This window comes from Exiguobacterium sp. SH0S1 (genome assembly GCF_004337165.1).
GTDB lineage: Bacteria > Bacillota > Bacilli > Exiguobacteriales > Exiguobacteriaceae > Exiguobacterium > Exiguobacterium aurantiacum_A.
In genome coordinates, this window is sequence record NZ_SJVC01000006.1 from 23,059 (window position 1) to 42,280 (window position 19,222).

23 protein-coding genes are annotated in these 19,222 nt (G+C 48.1%); 9 read left to right on the plus strand and 14 right to left on the minus strand.

Going from position 1 to position 19,222, the window contains the following annotated elements:
• Positions 1–26 precede the first annotated feature (26 nt).
• The 5 genes from EVJ20_RS12645 to EVJ20_RS12665 are packed head-to-tail and all read right to left on the minus strand — an operon-like array spanning position 27 to position 2,306.
• On the minus strand, positions 27–497 hold the full coding sequence (locus EVJ20_RS12645) for a hypothetical protein (protein WP_131490735.1): 471 nt from the start codon (positions 495–497) through the stop codon (positions 27–29).
• Positions 490–999, minus strand: a complete 510-nt coding sequence (locus EVJ20_RS12650) for a hypothetical protein (protein WP_131508383.1) — start codon at positions 997–999, stop codon at positions 490–492. The genes EVJ20_RS12645 and EVJ20_RS12650 overlap by 8 nt, the downstream gene beginning before the upstream one ends.
• Positions 999–1,445, minus strand: coding sequence for a hypothetical protein (locus EVJ20_RS12655; protein WP_131508385.1), 447 nt, complete (start codon positions 1,443–1,445; stop codon positions 999–1,001). Before EVJ20_RS12655 ends, EVJ20_RS12650 begins: the two co-directional genes overlap by 1 nt.
• 4 nt (positions 1,446–1,449) lie before the next feature.
• On the minus strand, positions 1,450–1,878 hold the full coding sequence (locus EVJ20_RS12660) for a hypothetical protein (protein ID WP_131508387.1): 429 nt from the start codon (positions 1,876–1,878) through the stop codon (positions 1,450–1,452).
• Positions 1,875–2,306 carry a hypothetical protein gene (locus EVJ20_RS12665; RefSeq protein ID WP_131508389.1) on the minus strand — a complete coding sequence of 144 codons (432 nt, stop codon included), beginning with the start codon at positions 2,304–2,306 and terminating at the stop codon, positions 1,875–1,877. Before EVJ20_RS12665 ends, EVJ20_RS12660 begins: the two co-directional genes overlap by 4 nt.
• 194 nt (positions 2,307–2,500) lie before the next feature.
• Here EVJ20_RS12665 and EVJ20_RS12670 point away from each other — a divergent pair, with 194 nt between their 5' ends.
• The 8 genes from EVJ20_RS12670 (at position 2,501) to EVJ20_RS12705 (ending at position 9,151) form a co-directional block, all read left to right on the plus strand.
• Positions 2,501–3,211: a GntR family transcriptional regulator gene (locus EVJ20_RS12670; RefSeq protein WP_070329090.1), complete on the plus strand. Its 711-nt coding sequence runs from the start codon at positions 2,501–2,503 to the stop codon at positions 3,209–3,211.
• Between the two features lie 152 nt (positions 3,212–3,363).
• Positions 3,364–3,711, plus strand: coding sequence for a PTS lactose/cellobiose transporter subunit IIA (locus EVJ20_RS12675; protein WP_016510548.1), 348 nt, complete (start codon positions 3,364–3,366; stop codon positions 3,709–3,711).
• Entirely contained in the window at positions 3,708–4,016 is a 309-nt protein-coding gene (locus EVJ20_RS12680) for a PTS sugar transporter subunit IIB (protein WP_070329088.1), read from the plus strand. Before EVJ20_RS12675 ends, EVJ20_RS12680 begins: the two co-directional genes overlap by 4 nt.
• Before the next feature lie 15 nt (positions 4,017–4,031).
• Positions 4,032–5,438 carry a GH1 family beta-glucosidase gene (locus EVJ20_RS12685; protein WP_131508391.1) on the plus strand — a complete coding sequence of 469 codons (1,407 nt, stop codon included), beginning with the start codon at positions 4,032–4,034 and terminating at the stop codon, positions 5,436–5,438.
• An 11-nt stretch (positions 5,439–5,449) separates the two neighbouring features.
• Entirely contained in the window at positions 5,450–6,778 is a 1,329-nt protein-coding gene (locus EVJ20_RS12690; RefSeq protein WP_131505162.1) for a PTS sugar transporter subunit IIC, read from the plus strand.
• 615 nt (positions 6,779–7,393) lie between these two features.
• Positions 7,394–8,032, plus strand: coding sequence for a hypothetical protein (locus EVJ20_RS12695; RefSeq protein WP_131466242.1), 639 nt, complete (start codon positions 7,394–7,396; stop codon positions 8,030–8,032).
• A 253-nt stretch (positions 8,033–8,285) separates the two neighbouring features.
• Positions 8,286–8,606 (plus strand): hypothetical protein, encoded by a 321-nt coding sequence (locus EVJ20_RS12700; RefSeq protein WP_071398938.1) that lies wholly within the window; start codon positions 8,286–8,288, stop codon positions 8,604–8,606.
• Positions 8,603–9,151 carry a hypothetical protein gene (locus EVJ20_RS12705; protein WP_071398939.1) on the plus strand — a complete coding sequence of 183 codons (549 nt, stop codon included), beginning with the start codon at positions 8,603–8,605 and terminating at the stop codon, positions 9,149–9,151. The genes EVJ20_RS12700 and EVJ20_RS12705 overlap by 4 nt, the downstream gene beginning before the upstream one ends.
• 107 nt (positions 9,152–9,258) lie before the next feature.
• On the opposite strand, the gene EVJ20_RS12710 is transcribed toward EVJ20_RS12705, so the two are convergent.
• From EVJ20_RS12710 to EVJ20_RS12745, 8 genes are all read right to left on the minus strand, one after another.
• Positions 9,259–9,714, minus strand: a complete 456-nt coding sequence (locus EVJ20_RS12710) for a WapI family immunity protein (protein WP_071398940.1) — start codon at positions 9,712–9,714, stop codon at positions 9,259–9,261.
• A 2-nt stretch (positions 9,715–9,716) separates the two neighbouring features.
• Positions 9,717–9,977, minus strand: coding sequence for a hypothetical protein (locus tag EVJ20_RS12715; RefSeq protein ID WP_071398941.1), 261 nt, complete (start codon positions 9,975–9,977; stop codon positions 9,717–9,719).
• 83 nt (positions 9,978–10,060) lie between these two features.
• Complete coding sequence (locus EVJ20_RS12720) at positions 10,061–11,413, minus strand: GH1 family beta-glucosidase (RefSeq protein WP_131466244.1); 1,353 nt, start codon at positions 11,411–11,413, stop codon at positions 10,061–10,063.
• A gap of 24 nt (positions 11,414–11,437) precedes the next feature.
• Positions 11,438–12,364, minus strand: a complete 927-nt coding sequence (locus tag EVJ20_RS12725; protein WP_201739241.1) for a carbohydrate ABC transporter permease — start codon at positions 12,362–12,364, stop codon at positions 11,438–11,440.
• A gap of 3 nt (positions 12,365–12,367) precedes the next feature.
• A complete protein-coding gene (locus tag EVJ20_RS12730) occupies positions 12,368–13,267 on the minus strand; it encodes a carbohydrate ABC transporter permease (protein WP_016510553.1) in 900 nt (299 codons plus the stop codon).
• Positions 13,268–13,329: 62 nt separating this feature from the next.
• Positions 13,330–14,643 carry an ABC transporter substrate-binding protein gene (locus EVJ20_RS12735; protein WP_236633539.1) on the minus strand — a complete coding sequence of 438 codons (1,314 nt, stop codon included), beginning with the start codon at positions 14,641–14,643 and terminating at the stop codon, positions 13,330–13,332.
• A gap of 197 nt (positions 14,644–14,840) precedes the next feature.
• On the minus strand, positions 14,841–15,854 hold the full coding sequence (locus EVJ20_RS12740; RefSeq protein ID WP_131505163.1) for a LacI family DNA-binding transcriptional regulator: 1,014 nt from the start codon (positions 15,852–15,854) through the stop codon (positions 14,841–14,843).
• A gap of 146 nt (positions 15,855–16,000) precedes the next feature.
• On the minus strand, positions 16,001–16,873 hold the full coding sequence (locus tag EVJ20_RS12745) for a TetR/AcrR family transcriptional regulator (protein ID WP_131466250.1): 873 nt from the start codon (positions 16,871–16,873) through the stop codon (positions 16,001–16,003).
• A gap of 154 nt (positions 16,874–17,027) precedes the next feature.
• Between EVJ20_RS12745 and EVJ20_RS12750 the strand changes: the two genes are divergently transcribed.
• Positions 17,028–18,521 (plus strand): DHA2 family efflux MFS transporter permease subunit, encoded by a 1,494-nt coding sequence (locus tag EVJ20_RS12750; RefSeq protein ID WP_131508393.1) that lies wholly within the window; start codon positions 17,028–17,030, stop codon positions 18,519–18,521.
• Between the two features lie 48 nt (positions 18,522–18,569).
• Here EVJ20_RS12750 and EVJ20_RS12755 read toward each other — a convergent pair whose 3' ends face one another.
• Positions 18,570–19,214 carry a plasmid pRiA4b ORF-3 family protein gene (locus EVJ20_RS12755; protein WP_070329070.1) on the minus strand — a complete coding sequence of 215 codons (645 nt, stop codon included), beginning with the start codon at positions 19,212–19,214 and terminating at the stop codon, positions 18,570–18,572.
• Positions 19,215–19,222 lie beyond the last annotated feature (8 nt).

Sequence of the window (19,222 nt, forward strand, 5' to 3'; positions counted from 1 at the left end):
CCCCCTCAACATTTAAGAGGAAGCGCTCAAGCGCTCCCCCATTTTCGTTCTTCTCGCAGTTCATCTTCCGTGACGTAGTTGTTGTCGAGGTTGACCATGTGGCGCTCGTACCACTTTCCTCCTGGAAATGAAAAAAGAAAAGAGGCTGCCCCAATAAGGAAAAATGTCGAAATTGAAATCAAATCTGTAAGAACAGCGTATACCCACAGTAAAATGAATGGATACATAAGTAGACCACTTATCGAATTGAAATGAATAAGTCGTTTCGCTTCTCGAGAGATCAAGTACTTCTTTTTGATTGCTTCACGCTTCCTTGCTTTATAAAAGTCTGGCAGACTGACGATTGCACCGATAAAAAAGACCGTCACTGGTGATAACCATTTATACTCAACCATGAAAAACAGGACGAAAAAGAATACCCATGATAGTAGTAAAATCGATGGCTTCTTCGCATTATCAAACGCCATCAGTTCCCGCATTTGAGTGCGCTTATCCATATCGTTCTTCCTTTTCAATTTCCCGCGCTTCTTTAATTGCTTTGATATCTTGATCCGTCAAATAGTTCCCATCATGTTTTTGAATGATACGGTCGAGCCATTTCCCGAAGAACGTCGCGCCCCAGAAAAAGGCTTGTGATAAGAGAAACGCTTGGAACGATTGCGGCTGCGATGTTTGATTGAACACTACGATCCCGTAGTAGCCGAGAGCGACAAGTCCAAGTAAATAAGCGGTATACCGTAATGTCAGCAGCTTCCGTGCCTTCTCATTTTTCACGAAGCGGCGCCACATCCGGAAACGCATCATCTCCGTAGTGATGACGAGACTAAATATTGAGAATATGAATATTAGGAAAAACGAATCCGGCATCTCCCAATACGACGCATAAGTCAGCATGCCGATGATTGCTGCGACAACAAAGATCCCAACGCCCCAGCTTGTCCATTTATCCATGCGTAGCACCGTATCAATCTGTTGTTTTGTTTGCGGTGAAAGTTCCATTATGATTTCATCCTTTCAATCACTTGGTCGTATGTTGGCATGTCAGGGTCGTACGCTTTCAATTTCCGGACAATCAATCGTTTTCGATATGATTCGGTTAGTCCCCAGATGCCAAACACGCCGCCAATTAAGAAACCAAACGATTCAGTCGTCAGTAGCGTCGTCATAAAGGTTCCCATTAAGATTGCGCTAATCCACGTATCAGCATATTCGATTTTCAGCCACTGCAAACCCTTTGGTCGCGTTGAGAATTGGCGCAGGATGCGATATTGCTGATGTCCCATCACGACAAGAAACACCGCGACAGTCCACATCAAGGGAATTAACAACATCCGTTCAAAGAAAAGGGAAACAACCAATGAAGTCACATAAACAACGAGCAACGGAACACCGAAGCGTTGGATTCGCTTCACCCACAGAATTTCTTTCTGCAATTGTTCACCCATCCCCTCACCTCCCTATTTCTTTATATGTAGAACGCCATACATCTTCCTGCTTCATCCGCTTATCGATCTTCATCGTGATCCATCCAGCTAACACAATCACGAGCAAACCGACTGTATAGAAAACTTTCGTCTCCAACAATTCATTGCCGTTCAATGCGAGAAAGAAGGCAACCGTATTCAACATGTCACTCCCCAACTGTTGGCGATAGCGATGCGTCAATTTCGGATTCAACCGTTGTCGCATCTGATAGCGACGTACATACATCACATTGACGGGAACGAGCACGAGGGCCATGTAGACGATGCCCCAAAACAGACTGTCCGTCCACCACACGATTGGAAGAATGACGACTAGAAACACCCCTACAATCCCAAACATGAGTTGTTGAAACGAACGGACCCACGCCCGTTCCTGTTCGACTCGTTCCCTCATCGCGCTTCCTCCAGCTCGAGGGCGCATAATATCGGATCATGTTGATTTAAACGGCGTGACACCGTTTCTGTCAACGTCCCCCAAATGAACACCCCGAACGCCCAATACAGGTCGTCTTGATTGAAGACCAACAGGCCAATCACTAAAACGAGTAAACCGATCGAGCTCACGATATCGTACACGAGATGCCACCTTAGCACCTTCCGCGTAGCAAGATCGACTAAAAACGTACGTCTCATCTGATATTTTTGCACGTCTAACATGAGCATTCTGACCCCAACGAGAGTGAGAGGAATGATGAGCCACAGTTGCTTCCCAAAGAAGGATAAGACGATGGCCAATACCACGACGCTTAAAAAGATGTATCCGACCCGTGTCTGTTGCTTCTTCCAAGCCGTCTCTTGTTCAATTCGTGTCGGTTGATTCATGACTTCCCCTCCCTACTATTCTCTTATTGTATACGGAAATGAAACGGTGGTGTTTCAAGTTGTCCAAATATTCCCTCAATAATCATTCGACGTTTTTCAACAATTGGCGAATGATTTACGACCGTTGCAAATTATTTCTGCTATAATGATAGCGTATTCATTCCTACAAATTGATGTGAAAGGTGCAAACAGTCATGGCCCCAAAGTATAAGCAAGTCGCAGAACAGATTGAGACGGATATCGTCAATCACGTCTATCAGCATACGAACAAACTCCTCACGGAAGACGAATATGCGACGAAATACGCCGTCAGCCGCAACACGGTCCGGAAAGCGATCGAGATTCTCGTCAACAAAGGCTACGCCTATCAAGTCCAAGGGAGCGGCGTCTTCGTCCGTGACCATTACGACAGCGATTATGTGAACCTCGAAAAACTCCAAGGTCTCACGAGCGACTTCAGTGGACGAAAAGTCGAGACACACGTCCTCGCCTTTGAGGAGACGACGGCAAACGAAGAAGTGGCGGAACGGATGAAGTGTCCGGTCGGGACGCCTGTTTATTACGTCAAGCGGCTGCGTCTCGTCGACGACCACCCGTTCTCGGTCGAAGATTCGTACTTCCGCAAAAATCTCGTCGTCTATCTCGACCGAAACATCACCGAGAAGTCGATTTATAACTACTTCCGTAACGACCAAAAGCTCGCCATCGGTTTTGCCGACCGCGTCATTTACGCCGATTTCTTGAACGCCGATGATGCCGTTTTACTCGGGTTGAACGAGAACGATCCGGCCCTTCTCGTCGACAACACCGTTTATTTAACGAACGGTCAAATCTTCGACGTATCGCGCTCGACACATCATTTCCGCCATGTTAAGATGCTGAAAGTCTCTAACATCAAGTCTTAAACGCACTCGAGAAGTTGATCTCGCGTGCGTTTTTTTCGTTCACATTTTATTCAAAAAGAAAGGGTTTACATGTAAGCGGTGTCGTGCTAGTATCAAACTATAGAATTTGTACCTACGAATCTTAGTTATCCATACAAAAAAGGAGAGATATTATGGTTTCTGAAACAATCGAAATTACACCCGAAGACATCTTCGGTTTAATCGCCCTCTCAGGTGACGCGAAAGCAAGTTACCACCACGCAATGCTCCTCATGCAAGAAGGCAAACCAGAGGAAGCGGCTGAAGCGGTCAAGGCTGGAGACGCGACGTTGAAAGAAGCACACGCTATCCAAACGAAATTCGTCACGCTCGAAGCACAAGGGAAAACGGCGACAGTCGGCGTCCTCATGGTGCACGCGCAAGACCACTTGATGAACACGATCCTCGTAAAAGAGATGCTCGGCTACATGATGAACATGCAAAACGAAATCAACCAATTGAAAGGAATGGATCAAAAATGATGAAAATCGGACTCTTCTGCGCAGCAGGTATGTCAACAAGTATGTTAGTAGAAAAAATGAAAGCGGTTGCCGCTGAACGTGGCCTCGAGGCAGAAATTGCAGCCTACCCAGAATCAGAAATGGAAACGTACGTGAACGACCTCGACGTCGCTCTTCTCGGACCACAAGTGAAGTACTTGCTTTCAAAAGGCAAACAGATCTGTGAGCCAAAAGGCGTTCCAATCGACGTCATCAACACAGTCGACTACGGCATGATGAACGGAACGAAAGTATTAGACCACGCACTTAAGCTTGTAAATAAATAAACTGAGGTGACCACTTTGAAAATGCCAAAAGATTTCTTGTTCGGCGCTGCTTCGGCTTCTTACCAAGTCGAAGGCGCATGGAACGAGGACGGGAAAGGACTCTCAAACTGGGACGTCTTCTCGAAAATTCCTGGAAAAACATTTGAAGATACGAACGGCGACGTCGCAGTCGACCATTACCATCGTTATAAAGAAGACATCGCGCTCATGGCCGAAATGGGACTCGAATCATATCGCTTCTCAATCTCATGGCCGCGTATCTTCCCGAACGGCACAGGGGAAGTAAACGAAAAAGGACTTGAGTTTTACAACAACTTGATCGACGAGTGCTTGAAGCACAACATCGTCCCGTTCGTGACACTCTACCACTGGGACCTCCCGCAAGCGCTTGAAGAAACAGGCGGCTGGAAAAATCCAGCTACGGTTGACGCGTTCGTACGTTTCGCCGATACTTGTTTCCAATCGTTCGGTGACCGCGTCCGTCACTGGATCACGTTCAATGAAGCGGTCATCTTCTGCTCGCTCGGCTACTTGACTGGGGCACACCCACCAGGTATCGAAGGCGATGTCAAAGGTTACTTCCAAACGACACACCACGTTTTCGTCGCACACGCCCGTGCCGTCGAGTTGTTCAAACAAAACGGTTACGAAGGTGAAATCGGCATCACGCACGTATTCAACCCGGCCTTCAGCATCGATGAAGCCGAGGAGAACAAATTTGCGGAAATGCACGCGAACGCTTATGCGACGCACTGGTTCTATGACCCGATCTTGAAAGGCGAATATCCAGAATACGTCGTGAAAGGACTTGAAGAGCAAGGTCTTCTCCCTGAAATGACAGCTGAAGAGCTCGAGCTTCTCAAGCGTACAGCTCCGATGAACGACTTCATCGGTCTCAACTACTACAGCCCGCAACGCGTCATGAAAAATGACTCGGCGCTCGTTATGGCCGGTGGTCGTGAGAACTCGACAGGCCGTCCAGGTAACCCATCGTTCGACGGCGTCTACAAGACAGTCATGATGGATGACAAGGTATATACGAAATGGGCATGGGAAATCTCACCGGAAGCGTTCCTTGACGGCATGCACATGTTGAAGGAGCGTTACGGCAACGTGAAAATCTATATCACCGAGAACGGTCTCGGCGACGTCGATCCAATCGTTGACGGCGAAATCCTCGACGACCCACGTATCGAATACATCGAAGGCCACTTGCGCGCTGTGAAACACGCCGTTGAACAAGGCATCAACGTCGCAGGTTACTATGCTTGGTCGGCAATCGACCTTCTCAGCTGGCTCAACGGATATAAGAAGCAGTATGGCTTCATTTACGTTGACCACGCGAACGGACTCGCACGCAAGAAGAAAAAATCGTTCCACTGGTACAAAGACATCATCGCCACGCGCGCTGAAAACCTATAAGGAGGTTCCCCATGAGCCGCTTAGAAAGAGTATTTGAAAAGTTCACACCAGGTTTCGTTCGATTTGCGAACGCAAAGCCCGTCCTTGCAATTAAGGACGGGTTCATCCTGACAATGCCGATGACGATCATCGGTTCGCTGTTCCTACTGATCTTGGCGTTACCGATTCCAGGTTGGGCCGAGTTCATGTCAGGATTGTTCGGAGCCGATTGGACGCTCCCACTCACGCAAGTCGTCGGTGCGACGTTTGACATCCTAGCTTTGATCGGGGTATTCGGAATCGCCTACTCGTACGTCAAAAACGAAAAAATCGAAGGCGTACCAGCTGGTATCCTCGGAATCATCTCGTTCTTGATCATCACACAAGCATCTGTCCTCTCTGAATCAGGAGAAGCAGTCAACGGAGTCATCCCGAAAGTATGGACAGGTGGACAAGGTGTCCTCGCTGCCATCGTCGTCGGTTTAGTCGTCGGATTCATTTATTCGCAATTCATCAAACGCGGGATCAGCATTAAAATGCCTGACGGTGTCCCACCTGGTGTTTCGAACTCATTCTCGGCACTCGTTCCTGGTCTTGCGATCATCGCACTTGCTGCTGCGACGTTCGCTATCTTCCAAGCGGTTGCAGAGCGTACGTTCACAGAAGTCGTCTATGACGTGCTTCAATCACCACTTCAAAACCTGACAGACACGCTAGCAGGAGCAGTCATCATCATGGTTCTCATGTCAGTCATGTGGTGGTGTGGAATTCACGGTGCCGCAATCATCATGGGTATCATGGGGCCACTCCTTACAGCAAACGCACTTCAAAACCAAGCACTCATCGATGCGGGTGAAACACTCGTTGCCGGTGAGAACGCGAAAATCGTTACAATCCAGTTCCTCGACGTCTTCACGAAGCTCGGTGGTTCAGGAATCACGATCGGATTCATCATCGCCACACTTATCGTCGCCCGTTCGGCTCACTTGAAACAGCTCGGTAAGCTCTCGCTTGCACCAAGTTTGTTCAACATTAACGAGCCGGTCATCTTCGGGATGCCGATCGTGTTCAACCCGATCATGTTCGTACCGTTCGTCATCGTACCTGCAATCGCATCGTTCATGGTGTACTTCTCAATCCTTTGGGGCTGGGTCGATCCGTTCAACGCACTTCAGGTGCCGTGGACGACACCACCGATTATCTCTGGTTTCTTAATCGGCGGATGGCGTGCAGCGCTCTTGCAGATCGTCACGATCGCAATGGCCGTAGCCATCTACCTCCCGTTCGTCCGCATGCAAGATCGCGTCTCGTACGGTGAAGAGTTGAAAGCACAAGAAGAATCAGACCAAGCATCAGCCTAAGTAAAAAACGACAGCCCTTCTCAACGATGAGAAGGGCTGTTATATTTAGGAAAATGTCTATGAACGTTGAGCGTCCTTGCAACGTCTCGAACTCAAAATCAAGCTCCTCCGTTTCGTCAATGGTCATCTACGAATCGAATACCAATTTAGTAATTTCATTCTACACCAGGCTATCGCTATTAGCGTTTTGTATTCACTTCGGAGTGTTCTACTTAATTTATAGTTCATTAAAACAAAATCAGAATAGGTTATAAATCTCAATATAAGCCCATATTCTATTCTTATTGAAAGTCATTCGCAGTAAATATTCTTTTAACAAATTTGATTAATCCCATTTTTGGTGTTCAGATTGAGATTTTTTATAAGTATATAGCAACTGAGCCAAAAACATAATTAATAATAAAAGCGGTACTAATATTTTTTCAAGAGGCGAAGTTACTGTCAAAAAAATGAACAAAGTAAGAAAGATAAGAATAGGTAACCCTGCATACAATGTTCTCTTAAATTTTTGTGTATAAGTGAGTTTGTGGTACATTTTCACTTAAATCCCTCCTTTATTCCATTTAATATTTATTATATACTTAATTTAACACTAAAAGGGGGTAACGTAAACTTATGAAAAAGTTTTATAAGCAATTTACACTTGTAATGAGTACTCTATTACTTTTGTTTGGTTCTTTTTCACTTTCAGTTAATGCCGCTGAACATTCTGGGGCTACAAATCAGCATTTAAACTTGAATGACATCAAGAATCATGAACAAATTTTTGAGTTGATTCATCAAGATCCCAATGACATTATCTCTTCTTATTGGTTAGATGAAAGTGTCAAATCTGGTGTAATTAACATATTCAATTCATCAGAAAATAAATATTATAACTTGTACGTTGAAAAAGATCACATCACTTACTACAGTATTCAATATTATGTGAGTCATGATTCAAAAGATGCGAAATTCGAACTATATTCTATCGACTCATTTAATAATTCTCACCATGAATTCACTTCGCAAGTTGCAAACGAGACTGGCAAGGTCTCACATCAAATAAATGCAAAAAGTAATAGTAATACAGCTTACAAATGGGCCTGTATTTTCTCTAGCTATGTTGCTTGTGCAGCAGCGGCCGGTACAATAGGATTCGGAGTGGCTGGTCCATTTGGAGCAGGCGCAGCTGCTCTTGCCTGCAGATACGTTTTCCAAACGCTTGTCGAAAAATATGGTAGTAAAAAAGCAGCTTGTAAAATTTTTAGCTAACTTCCGTTGTAGGGAGGTAATCTTACTTTCCTACATCTTTTTTCCTTATTCTCCTTCTTTTTAACTCATGAGTATAAATTAAATACTTAATTTCTTTTCTACATAATACGTAAATTGAGAAACATAATTTCTTGCTTTAATAAGTCCGCTTTATATACTTAAACCAAGTATCGACCTGTAACAAAAACGACAGCCCTTCTCATCACAGAGAAGGGCTGTTATATTTAGGGAAAAAAGTAAAGGGGGTGGAAAAGTGGAAGTGTACTATCCTGCCCTATTTGCTGTTCTCGCTGGCGTGTCCGGATTAGTCGGGTTAGCACTACAGTCTGTCTATCCCATCTTGTTAGTACCTGTCTGTTTACTCGTCGCGGGATACTTTACAGTCTCTAAAAAGAAGCAAGCGGAAACACGCAATTATACGCCGAGCTTCATGATCTTATCGAGCGCCGCACTCGCATTCGGTCTCGGCTTTAAATCCATCGTCCCATACGCCATGCTCATCGGAATTGCGTTGCATATGGTCTGTATCGTATGCGCGTTCATTGCACTTGGCCGATATCAGTCGCAATCATGAAATCATTCTTACAGTCAGGAGGGATCGTCGGAGGACTTCTTGTCCTCCTCGTCCTTCCTTTGCTTTTACTTGATATCGGACTCATCTGGCTGCTCGAAAGGAGCTTGCCCGCACCGCTCTCCCTTTTGATCGCATTATGTTGCTTTTATAGCATATCTTTTGGCTTCGGACTCCTCATCGACGGTTTCGGCGCTGTCCTCGCGTCACTTCGTTACACTCGAGCATTGCCGTTCCTACGCGCCGTCGGTCATCTTGCGACAAGTGCCGGTAGTTTATATAGCGTGACCTGGTTATTCCCGAATGTCGCGTTGTCACCACTGACGATGAGCGTGATTGTTTTCGTGCATTGGCTTGGGGCACATCTTTGGCTTCGGAACGATTCACCGGGCAAAGCGGGAACTGCACCGAACGATTCCCTCGATCATCAAATTGTTCAGATGTTACGGACCGCGACCGTACCCGACTGTGTCGAGACCATCCAACAACAGTATCCAAACGTATCGAAACTCGAGATTTTGCGTCGGGTTCGTCGTATTAGCCGCTAAATCGAGCCATTTGTTGTTTACAAACTTTTTTAATCGTTTAAATTTTATTTTAACGATTAAAAAACGAACGCATAAAAATATCCATCTGTCGTCTAGACAGATGGATTTTACTTGATTGGCCCCCGTACTGGAAAATCAGTTGCGATGTCCCGTAATCCTTTTAAGAAGTTGTCCACATTCGTTATGGACGTCTCAAATTCAAAATCAATCTCCTCTGCCTCGTCCTCGAGCGGATGTTCCAAGATACCTCGTACGCTCACTTCATCCCCATCCGCGTCCCGTCTCGTCAACGTCACGCTGATGAACGGTTCTGTCGGCGCGAACACGACTTCCTGCACGTCGCCCGCTACAAACGACTCGAACACAGATATGTAGTGCGCCACGAGCAAACTGTCGAGCATAATGTCGTCGAATGTGATGCGATGGTCAGGCGTATGGAGCCCGACCCAATTCCGATGCCACGACGCGTCATGCATGTTGTCGGCGTCTGAATAGGCGTACGCGTAACTCTCGATTGTCACATCCATCGTCTCGTCACGCGACATCAATTTCGCAATCGGCATCGTTATCCGTCCTTTCGCAGTGAATAGCCGTCAATCTCCTGTAGACGCATCCGTTTCTGATCGACGGCCGCATGCACGATGACCGTCACCCCCGGATTGAGCTCCATCATCTTCTTGATTTTCGTCAAGTCGTCGCCTTTAATCTCGACCGGTAAGACGAACTCGCCTTCCTTCAAGTGAATGAACTTGATTTTCCCTTTATCGTCGTAACCTGTCACTTCGTATGTCGCATACTCGCGTTTCATCTGAACCGCCCCTTTCATTCGTTGTCCTCTTCTATACGTTCCCCGCTTGAATCGGTTCCACACAAAAAATCCATCCCTGTAGCGGCAGGGATGGATTCGTCTTACGCCTCGATGCTATCTGCGTGTTTGGCTTTATGGTCCGCGATGACGCCTGCGTACCATTTCGCGCTGTCTTTCCAGACGCGCTCTTGTGTGTCGAAGTCGATGTAGAGAATGCCGAAGCGTTTCTCGTAACCGAAGCTCCATTCGAAGTTGTCCATGAGCGACCAGAGGTAATATCCGGCGATGTTCATGCCTTCGTCGTTCAAGTCAGATACGGCCTCGAGGTGCTTTTGGACGTAGTCGATGCGATTATCGTCATGGACTTCGCCGTTCTCAAGCACGTCGTCATACGCTGCGCCGTTCTCTGTGATGATGATTGGAAGATCTGTGTACTCGTTACGTAAGCGACGGATCAGGTCTTTGAATTCGTTCGGGGCGATATCCCAGCCCATGCCCGTCTTGTCGTAATCGGAGTAAGCGGCGACTGTCATGAAGTCGTTCGCTGCGCTGAACTCGACGAGTCCACGACTGTAGAAGTTGATGCCAAAGAAATCGCACTCTGTCGAGATTGTCTCCATGTCACCTGGTTTGATGAAGTCGTACGAGTGAACGTATTTCGAGAACAAGTTCATCATGTCGACCGGATACTGGCCTTTGAAGACCGGATCGAGGAACCAGCGATTCGAGTAGCCGTCCGAGTTGCTCTGGGCGAGTTTGTCGTTCGCCGAGTCCGTCTTCGCGTAGACCGGTGCCAAGTTGAGCGTGATGCCGATCGGCGTCGTCGACTTCAACTCGTTCTTCAACAGTTCGACTGCTTTCCCGTGCGAGAGCAACATGTGATGCACGGCGCGGACCGCTTCGTTCATGTCACGATGTCCCGGTGCGTGAACACCGGCATGGTAGCCGAGGAAGCCGGCACACCATGGTTCGTTGTGCGTGATCCATGAGTCGACGATGCCGTCGAGCTCATCGAAACACACTTTCGCGTACTCGAGGAACCAGTCGACCGAGTCGCGGTTCACCCAGCCGCCTGCTTCATGGGCCCACATCGGGAGGTCCCAATGGTAGAGCGTGACAGCCGGCTTGATGCCTTCTTCACGGAGACGCGTCGCAAGCGTCTTGTAGAATTCCATACCGGCCGGATTGAACTCACCTTTGGCCGGGAAGATGCGTGGCCAGGCGATCGAGAAGCGATATGTGTCAACGCCGAGCTTTTTGATGTGCTGAATGTCTTCTTCATAACGATGGTAATGGTCGCAAGCGACGTCACCGTTATGCTTTTCGAACACACGTCCGTCGATGTCACAGAACATGTCCCAGATCGACGGCGTACGCCCGCCTTCGTTGTGGGCGCCTTCGATTTGATAAGACGAAGTTGCCGTTCCGAAGACAAAGTCTTTGTTAAACTGCATAGTCAATTCCTCTTTTCTGTCTAGTTATTCTTTGACCGCACCAGCCGAGATACTGCTGACGATGTATTTCGACAAGAACAAGAAGGCGATCATGATCGGCACGACTGAAATCGCGATACCGAGGTAAAGGGCGCCGAGGTTTTCGGCGACTTGCGAACCTTTCAAGAAGCCCATGAGTACCGGCAACGTGTACTTCTCTGGTGAGAACAAGAGCACGAGCGGCATCAAGTAGTTGTTCCACGAGCCGATGAACGTGAAGATCGACATCGTCGCAACAGCTGGCATCATCATCGGAAGCGCGATCGTATGGAAGATGCGAAGCTCGCTCGCTCCATCGATCCGCGCTGCTTCGATCATACTGACGTGCAGCGTCGCTTGCGTGTACTGGCGGATGAAGAAGACGACGAACGGACTCGCGATCGACGGGATGATGAGCGGGATGAACGAATCGAGAATCCCGAGCGTCTTGCTGATCTCGTAGAAACCGATAAGTCCGAGTTGTCCCGGGACCATCATCATGACGAGCATGAAGATGAACATCACATTTTTCCCTTTGAATTCATAGAACGAAAATCCGAACGCAGTCATGGCTGAGAAGTAACCCGAGAGTAACGTCACGAGCACTGCAACAATCAAACTGTTTTTAAATCCGGTCCAGATGTTGATGTAGTCGCTCAAGATCGCATAGTTATCGAGTAGTGATGTCCCTGGGATGAGCGAGAAACCGGTCATGATTTCTCCGTTCGTCCGTGTCGCGTTGACGAGCATCATGAGGAACGGGATGAAACAGATAATCGTCAAGATGACCAAGCCTGTATAGATCAAGCCACGGCTAAACCGTTTCTTTTTGACCTTGTTTTTTGGCGGCTCCACGCGGAGAGGTTTCTCCTCGCGCGGCGGCTGTACTTCGCTGTCGGCGAGCATACGCCGTGTTTCTGCATTTTGTTCCATTGGTTATGCTCCCTTCTGCGCAGCGCGCTCTTTACGGAACATGCCTTTGAAGACGACCGCCGAGAAGACGAGCGTGATCAAGAACAAGCCGTAAGCAACCGCTGATGCATAGCCGTAGTTGTTATACTTGAATGCTTGGTTGTACAAGTAAAGCACCATCGTGTTCAGTGATCCATCTGGCGCACCGACTCCGTCTGTCAAGAGAAGCGGAAGGTCGAACAATTGAAGGCCACCGATGAGCGATGTGATCATGATATACAAGAGAATCGGTTTAAGCAGTGGCACCGTGACGTTCGTGAACATCTGCCAACGGTTCGCGCCATCGATATGGGCAGCTTCGAAGAAGTCTTGCGAAATCCCCGACACACCGGCCATGACGATGATGAACGAGTGACCGAACCACATCCATGTCAAAATGAGTGAGACGGACAGTTGTGCCGTCACCGGTTGCGATAACCAATTGATTGGGTCTGAGATAATGCCGAGTTTCAAGAGCATCATGTTGAGTGATCCGTGCTGCCAGTCAAGCAAGATTCCAAACAAGAGTGCGACCGAACTGATCGTGATCAAGTTAGGAAGATAGAAGAATGAACGGAAGAACGCGAGGCCCTTCAATTTCAAACGAAGATCTGAGAACAAGAGCGCGAGAGCCAGTGCGAGACCGATTTGCAAGACAAAGTTTATTCCCCAAATCTTAATCGTATTGACGAACGCCTCGATGAAGTATGTGTCTGTCAACAAACGCGCGTAGTTCGCGAAACCGACGACCTCTTCACCCGGACTGCCGGTATAGTTGGTGAAACTGTAGTACAGGGTCAAGAAGACCGGGTAGATACTGAATGTCAAAAAGACGACCCAAAATGGGGCAATAAACGCATAGCCGTAACGGTCAAGTTTTTTCACGTCGTGTTACTCCTTCCATAGCAACCCTTAAGGGGGGAAATCCCCCCACGGGTTAGCTTGCTTCAGTCAACTGTAATGTCTGGGTAAGCGTTCTTCGCTTGTTTTTTGAACTCTGCGATTGCTTCGTCTTTCGACTTCTTGCCTTCAACGTATTGGAGGACAGACGCGCCGTAGAGTGTGTCGAGCTGTTGGTCGTATTTCGTTACGATCCCTGGTGTGATTTTATCAGCTTGGTCGAGGAAGAACTCGTAGTTGTTCTGTCCGCCGAGGAACTCGTCGCTGAAATCGTCTTTGATCTTATCTGTGACCGGTTTGTAAGAAAGAACGTCACCAGTCTCTTCAGCCCAACCTGTCAAGAACTCTTCGTCTTGCGTCATGAGTTTAACGAAGTCGTATGCTGCTTCTTTGTTTTTCGATCCTTCGTAAACTCCGAGCCATGTGCCGCCCCAGAAGTACGGACTTGGACCGTTCGTGACTGCCCAGTCACCGGCTGAATCTTTCGCGCTGTCTTTCAAGACGCTGTGGAGACCCCATGTTGGAAGGACGTATGAGAAGACTTGTGTTTCGACTTCTTTGCCGCCTTCTTTAACTTTGATTGGTTTAGACATACCTTCGAACCAAGATGGCGACCATTCTGGAGCGAGTGCCGTGTATTGTTTCTCACGAAGCTCTTTCGCGTAGTCCATGTAGTCAATCTTATCTTGTGTCAAGACGAGTTCGTTCTTGTCGTTTACCCATGCTTCAGGGTTTGCGCCTTGTGAGAACCAACGGATTGCGCCTTCATCTGGGAACATACGATAGCCTTTTTGCTTCATCTTCTCAGCAACTTCAAAGACGCCGTCCATCGAGCTCATCATGTTTCCGATTTCAGTCGGGTCATCTGTGCCGAGCACTTCTTTGGCTAGGCTACGTTTGTAGTAGACACCACCTGGAGTCGTCTGCCATGAGAGGGCACGCACATCGCCTTCTTTGTCTTTACCGAGGTCAAAGACGTACGGGATGTAGTCGTCCGCGATTTCATTGACGTTGTACGGCTCTTCCGAAAGGTTTTCCCAGTAGCCTGCGTCAACCCATTGCTTAAGGAACGCGATTTCCCCAGTGAATACGTCTGGTGCCCCAACGCCACTTTCAAGTGCTGGCTTGAGTTTTGTCGGATAGTCGGCGATTGGAACGATTGTCAATTCGACTTTGACGCCGTTGCGCTCTTCGTACGTTTTGATTGGTTCTTTGAGCTCATCTGTGAACGACCAAACTTTTAGAACGTCGTCTTTAGAACCTGATTCAGAACCTGAAGTTCCTTCGTCGTTTGAGCACGCGCCCAAGACGCCGACTGATAGTGCTCCGATTGAAAGTAAGCTGACTAATTTTTTACGCATGTGTGAACCCATCCTTTTAATGTTTTTTAGAAAGCGCTTGCAAGAAGAGGTAATAATTTGTCGAAAGCGCTTTCGAAAATGTCGAAATAAAATATCGAAAGCGATTTCGATTTTTTGGGAATGACTTTCGAAATCGCGCTCTTCCCTCTATCCGGTTAAAGGGGAGAGAGCGACTTCGAAATATCATCGGGACTACTTTACTTTTTGACCGGTGCGCATGACAAGCGTTCGATCAATTTGACCGGAATGACGCGACGTTCTGTGAGTCGTTCTTTAGCGGTCATCTGTTCAATCAACAACTCGGCCGCTGCTTCGCCGATCTCGTCTGTATCTTGACGAATCGTCGTCAGCTTCGGCGTGATGTACTTGATCATGTCGATGTCATCGTAACCGATGATCGAGATGTCTTCCGGTACCCGGAGACCGTGCTCATGGACGGCTTCAATCGCACCAATCGCCATCTGGTCACCCGCGACGAATACTGCGGTCGGAGGGGTTTCGAGCTGGAGAAGCTTCTCCATCGCTTGTTTACCTTCTTCGACTGAAAAGAATCCGGCGTTGATCAAATAACCTGGTTCAATTGGAAGATCGAGTGCCTGCATGGCGAGCTCGTACCCTTTGATTCGGGCCGCACCGGCGTCAATCGTTCTGTCACCGGCGATATGTGCGATCTTGCGATGACCGAGTTCGTACAAGTGGTTCACGGCTAAACGTGCACCCGCGATATTGTCTGAATAGACGACGCTACAATCCGCGCTGTCCATATCGACGACGACGATCGGGATGTCGCTTTGCATGAGTTCTTGAACTTGCTCATCCATCCGGTCCGAGCAGATGACGACGATACCGTCAACAGCGCGGTGTTTGAAGTGCTCGAGATAACTCATGTCACGCTGGCGGAGGTTCCTTGAGGCAAACATCAAATCATAGCCTTGTTCCTCTGTCGCGTGACGAAAACTTTCAATGATTCCGTTAAAAAATGGATGTTTCATTCCGACTTCGTTCGCTTCCGAGAACATGACTCCGATCGCCCACGATTTCTTCGTCGATAACGACTGGGCGTGTGCGTTTGGAAGATAATCCATCTCGGCGGCAGCTTTTAAAATTTTGGCTCTCGTCTTGTCGCTCACGTCCTTGTAGTTGTTCAACGCTTTAGAGACGGTCGTAATCGAAAAGCCGGTTTTCTTTGCTAAATCATAGATCGTACCCATGTCAGTCTCCTCTTCCCGAAAGCGCTTTCGGTAACTTGATTGTAGCGCATGAATTTGTAGGAATCAATTCTTTTTCGTGGAATATTTTGAGATTTATTTTTATGACGTCTTTCTTCTATATAACAGTAACAGGAAAGTTTTTGTCGTCAATGTGTCCGTGTGTACAACCAGACAAGATTCGTAAATTTTTGTACCTCGGTCTCGCCGGTCACGCCTTTAAATAGACGTTGAAATGGTTTAAGCAACTGTTCAAGAACAATCTTCCGAAGCCGATCTTGATCTAGTTCATACGTGATCGCCTCAAATAAATCCCCTTGTTCTTCCGTCATCACAACATGCTTTTGGATCCGCTCTGCCATCTCGACCAACTCTTCTTTCGTGACCAAGTTTTTATCCGTCGTCCCCCGCATTTGATCGACCGTAACCGGGTTCAAAATATGTTCACCGGTCTCGACCATCCGTGCTGCCATCAGCTCGACGTACTCGTACAAGTTACGGATAAGTTTCTGGATCGAGTAAGCCGTGTTCGTGATGCGCAGCGTGAACAGCACGTGTTGCAACATCCCGTTGAATAGAATCGTCAATTCGATCGAATACGGACGAATCGGTTCGCCGATGATTTCCGTCAGTCGCATCGCGAGCCACTCGATCTCGTAGACGCGATGCTGCAAGACGAGTTTTTTCAATTCAGGCTCGTTCGCCGACATGATCGACTCGAACAAGGCGTACAGATTACGTTCCTCATTTAACTGAATGAGAATCGAAATCTGCTCGATAAAGACATCTTTATCGCGCTTGTCCCGTCCCATCTGCATCTCGATACGACGCTGGCCGGCGTCATAACGCAAGTTTTCAAGGATGTTGGCGACGCAGTCCGTCTTCGAGGCGAAGTAGTTGTAGAACGTGCCTTTTGAGATATTGGCTCGCTCGATGATTTCTTGAACCGATGTCTGTTGTACCCCATTTTCGATGAACAACGTCATGGCAACATCGGCGACTTTTCGTTTCTTATCTTTCATATACTGATTACTCCGTTCTGTTTGGTTTGTACCCTAAGTATAGCATTTTGAACTACCGGTACAAAATTGTTGATTTATTTATACGATGGGTATAAAATCATCACATCGACACTTACTAGTATATAACTATTTAGAAAATAAAGGAGCAACTCGTATGAAACCAGAATTCCAAAAGAAACCGCCGTACCTCATGCTTGCGGTTTTGTTCGTCGGGGCGTTCATCGCCTTCTTGAACAACTCATTACTTAACGTCGCGCTTCCATCGATCATGGTCGATTTGGACATCGCCGACTATTCGACCGTCCAATGGCTCGCGACCGGCTTTATGCTTGTTACGGGCGTCCTCGTCCCAGCATCGGCCTACTTGATCACCCGCTTCTCAAACCGGGCGCTCTTCATCACCTCGATGGCGATTTTCGCCCTCGGGACGGCGATTGCCGCCTTCTCGCCAACGTTCGGCTGGTTGCTCTCAGGGCGGATGATTCAAGCGGTCGGTGCCTCGACGATGGGACCGCTCTTGATGAACGTCATGCTCGTCAGTTTCCCGCGTGAGAAGCGCGGAACGGCGATGGGAATCTTCGGGCTCGTCATGATCACGGCACCGGCGATCGGTCCGACACTGTCGGGCTATATCGTCGAGTATTATGACTGGCGTGTCTTGTTTGAGATGATTCTCCCGCTCGCCATCATCGGGCTTGGACTTGCCGTTTGGAAAGCCGAGAACGTCATGGTTCAAAACAAAGACCAATCGCTCGACTACTTGTCGCTCGTCTTGTCGACGCTCGGCTTTGGCGGAATTTTATACGGCGTCAGTTCGGCCAGTTCGGACGGTTGGGACAACCCGATCGTCTTGACGACGATGATCGTCGGTCTCGTCGCGTTGATCGCGTTCGTCGTCCGCCAGCTCAACATGGAAAAACCGCTCCTCGACTTACGGGCGTATAAATATCCGATGTTCGCACTCGCATCGATCATCGCGATGGTCAACGCGGTCGCCATGTTCTCCGGGATGATTTTGACACCGGCCTACGTCCAAAGCGTCCGCGGCATCTCGCCGCTCGATTCAGGACTGATGCTGTTGCCAGGTGCCATCATCATGGGGATCATGTCACCGATCACGGGGAAACTGTTCGATAAGTTCGGACCGAAGTTACTCTCCATCACAGGTCTCACCATCACCGCGATCTCGACGTATATGCTCGCGAACGTTCAACTCGATTCGACGTATGCGTATATCGTCACGACGTACACGCTTCGCATGTTCGGGATGTCGATGGTCATGATGCCCATCATGACTAACGGTCTCAACCAGTTGCCGACACACCTTAACCCGCACGGCACGGCCATCAACAACACGGCACAACAAGTGTCCGGTGCGATTGGAACGGCTATTTTGGTGACAATTATGAACTCAGTGACGCGGACTGAAGCCGAGTCACTCATGACCGGCGTCGACCCGTCGACACTCACTGAGAGCGGAATGGGCGCGTTAACGCAACAAGCGCTACTGTCAGGGATTCAAGTGTCGTTTTATGTTGCGCTCGCGATGAACTTACTTGCGCTTGTATTAGCATTTTTCGTGAAACGGGTCGATGTTCGAAAACTCGATTTCAAGGAAGAAGAGCAAGAGCTCAAAAAAGCGAATTAAGTTATACGAAAAGCCGCCCTGTTCTCACAGGACGGCTTTCTTTGCGTGCTATTTCACTCGCTTCACCGTCACATACTCTTTCAACAAAAAGTTGATGCGATCGACTTCATACGGCTCAACTTCTTTTCCTAACTCAATCATTTCTTCATGTTGCGGATGGTTCGGATCATTTAAAATCTCTTGCAGGTGTATGTTTCCAGCCATGCCACCGATATCCTCGAACGGCGTCTCGCCCTCCCACTCCGTCACCATCGGATGCGGGTGCGGATAATCGGCGATGACTTTCTCCAGAATCAGTTCATGTTGCCAATCGTCCCCATAGTCGTACGTGTAGTAGAGTGTTTGATGGGACTCGATGATACTCGGGAGCTTCACGTTTTTCATGTCCCGGACCGTTACTTGCTTGAACCGTTCCAATAGGTTCGTTTCAAATTCGCTCAGCTTTGACTGAGCCTTTAAATACGCGAGACGATCTTTGTGTTCATACACTTCTTCAGGATTTAACACGAAGCGGAACGTCGGGTTACGTAAATCGTCCTCGAATTTTGCCAAATGTGAATCTTCCCACCACATGACGAGTTGAATCGCGTCATGAAGCCGTTTGAAATTCGTCTCCGCCGGGATGATGAACCGGCGCCATACAGGGGTCGGACTCCCCAGCAATTTAATCTGGAATTGATATGCTGTAAACATGTGGTACC

Bases quoted from the DNA above. Each gene is read 5' to 3' on its own strand.
- EVJ20_RS12645 (WP_131490735.1), bottom strand. From the start codon at position 497: ATGGATAAGCGCACTCAAATGCGGGAACTGATGGCGTTTGATAATGCG.
- EVJ20_RS12650 (WP_131508383.1), bottom strand. From the start codon at position 999: ATGGAACTTTCACCGCAAACAAAACAACAGATTGATACGGTGCTACGC.
- EVJ20_RS12655 (WP_131508385.1), bottom strand. From the start codon at position 1,445: ATGGGTGAACAATTGCAGAAAGAAATTCTGTGGGTGAAGCGAATCCAA.
- EVJ20_RS12660 (WP_131508387.1), bottom strand. From the start codon at position 1,878: ATGAGGGAACGAGTCGAACAGGAACGGGCGTGGGTCCGTTCGTTTCAA.
- EVJ20_RS12665 (WP_131508389.1), bottom strand. From the start codon at position 2,306: ATGAATCAACCGACACGAATTGAACAAGAGACGGCTTGGAAGAAGCAA.
- EVJ20_RS12670 (WP_070329090.1), top strand. From the start codon at position 2,501: ATGGCCCCAAAGTATAAGCAAGTCGCAGAACAGATTGAGACGGATATC.
- EVJ20_RS12675 (WP_016510548.1), top strand. From the start codon at position 3,364: ATGGTTTCTGAAACAATCGAAATTACACCCGAAGACATCTTCGGTTTA.
- EVJ20_RS12680 (WP_070329088.1), top strand. From the start codon at position 3,708: ATGATGAAAATCGGACTCTTCTGCGCAGCAGGTATGTCAACAAGTATG.
- EVJ20_RS12690 (WP_131505162.1), top strand. From the start codon at position 5,450: ATGAGCCGCTTAGAAAGAGTATTTGAAAAGTTCACACCAGGTTTCGTT.
- EVJ20_RS12695 (WP_131466242.1), top strand. From the start codon at position 7,394: ATGAAAAAGTTTTATAAGCAATTTACACTTGTAATGAGTACTCTATTA.
- EVJ20_RS12705 (WP_071398939.1), top strand. From the start codon at position 8,603: ATGAAATCATTCTTACAGTCAGGAGGGATCGTCGGAGGACTTCTTGTC.
- EVJ20_RS12710 (WP_071398940.1), bottom strand. From the start codon at position 9,714: ATGCCGATTGCGAAATTGATGTCGCGTGACGAGACGATGGATGTGACA.
- EVJ20_RS12715 (WP_071398941.1), bottom strand. From the start codon at position 9,977: ATGAAAGGGGCGGTTCAGATGAAACGCGAGTATGCGACATACGAAGTG.
- EVJ20_RS12720 (WP_131466244.1), bottom strand. From the start codon at position 11,413: ATGCAGTTTAACAAAGACTTTGTCTTCGGAACGGCAACTTCGTCTTAT.
- EVJ20_RS12725 (WP_201739241.1), bottom strand. From the start codon at position 12,364: ATGGAACAAAATGCAGAAACACGGCGTATGCTCGCCGACAGCGAAGTA.
- EVJ20_RS12735 (WP_236633539.1), bottom strand. From the start codon at position 14,643: ATGCGTAAAAAATTAGTCAGCTTACTTTCAATCGGAGCACTATCAGTC.
- EVJ20_RS12740 (WP_131505163.1), bottom strand. From the start codon at position 15,854: ATGGGTACGATCTATGATTTAGCAAAGAAAACCGGCTTTTCGATTACG.
- EVJ20_RS12745 (WP_131466250.1), bottom strand. From the start codon at position 16,873: ATGAAAGATAAGAAACGAAAAGTCGCCGATGTTGCCATGACGTTGTTC.
- EVJ20_RS12750 (WP_131508393.1), top strand. From the start codon at position 17,028: ATGAAACCAGAATTCCAAAAGAAACCGCCGTACCTCATGCTTGCGGTT.
- EVJ20_RS12755 (WP_070329070.1), bottom strand. From the start codon at position 19,214: ATGTTTACAGCATATCAATTCCAGATTAAATTGCTGGGGAGTCCGACC.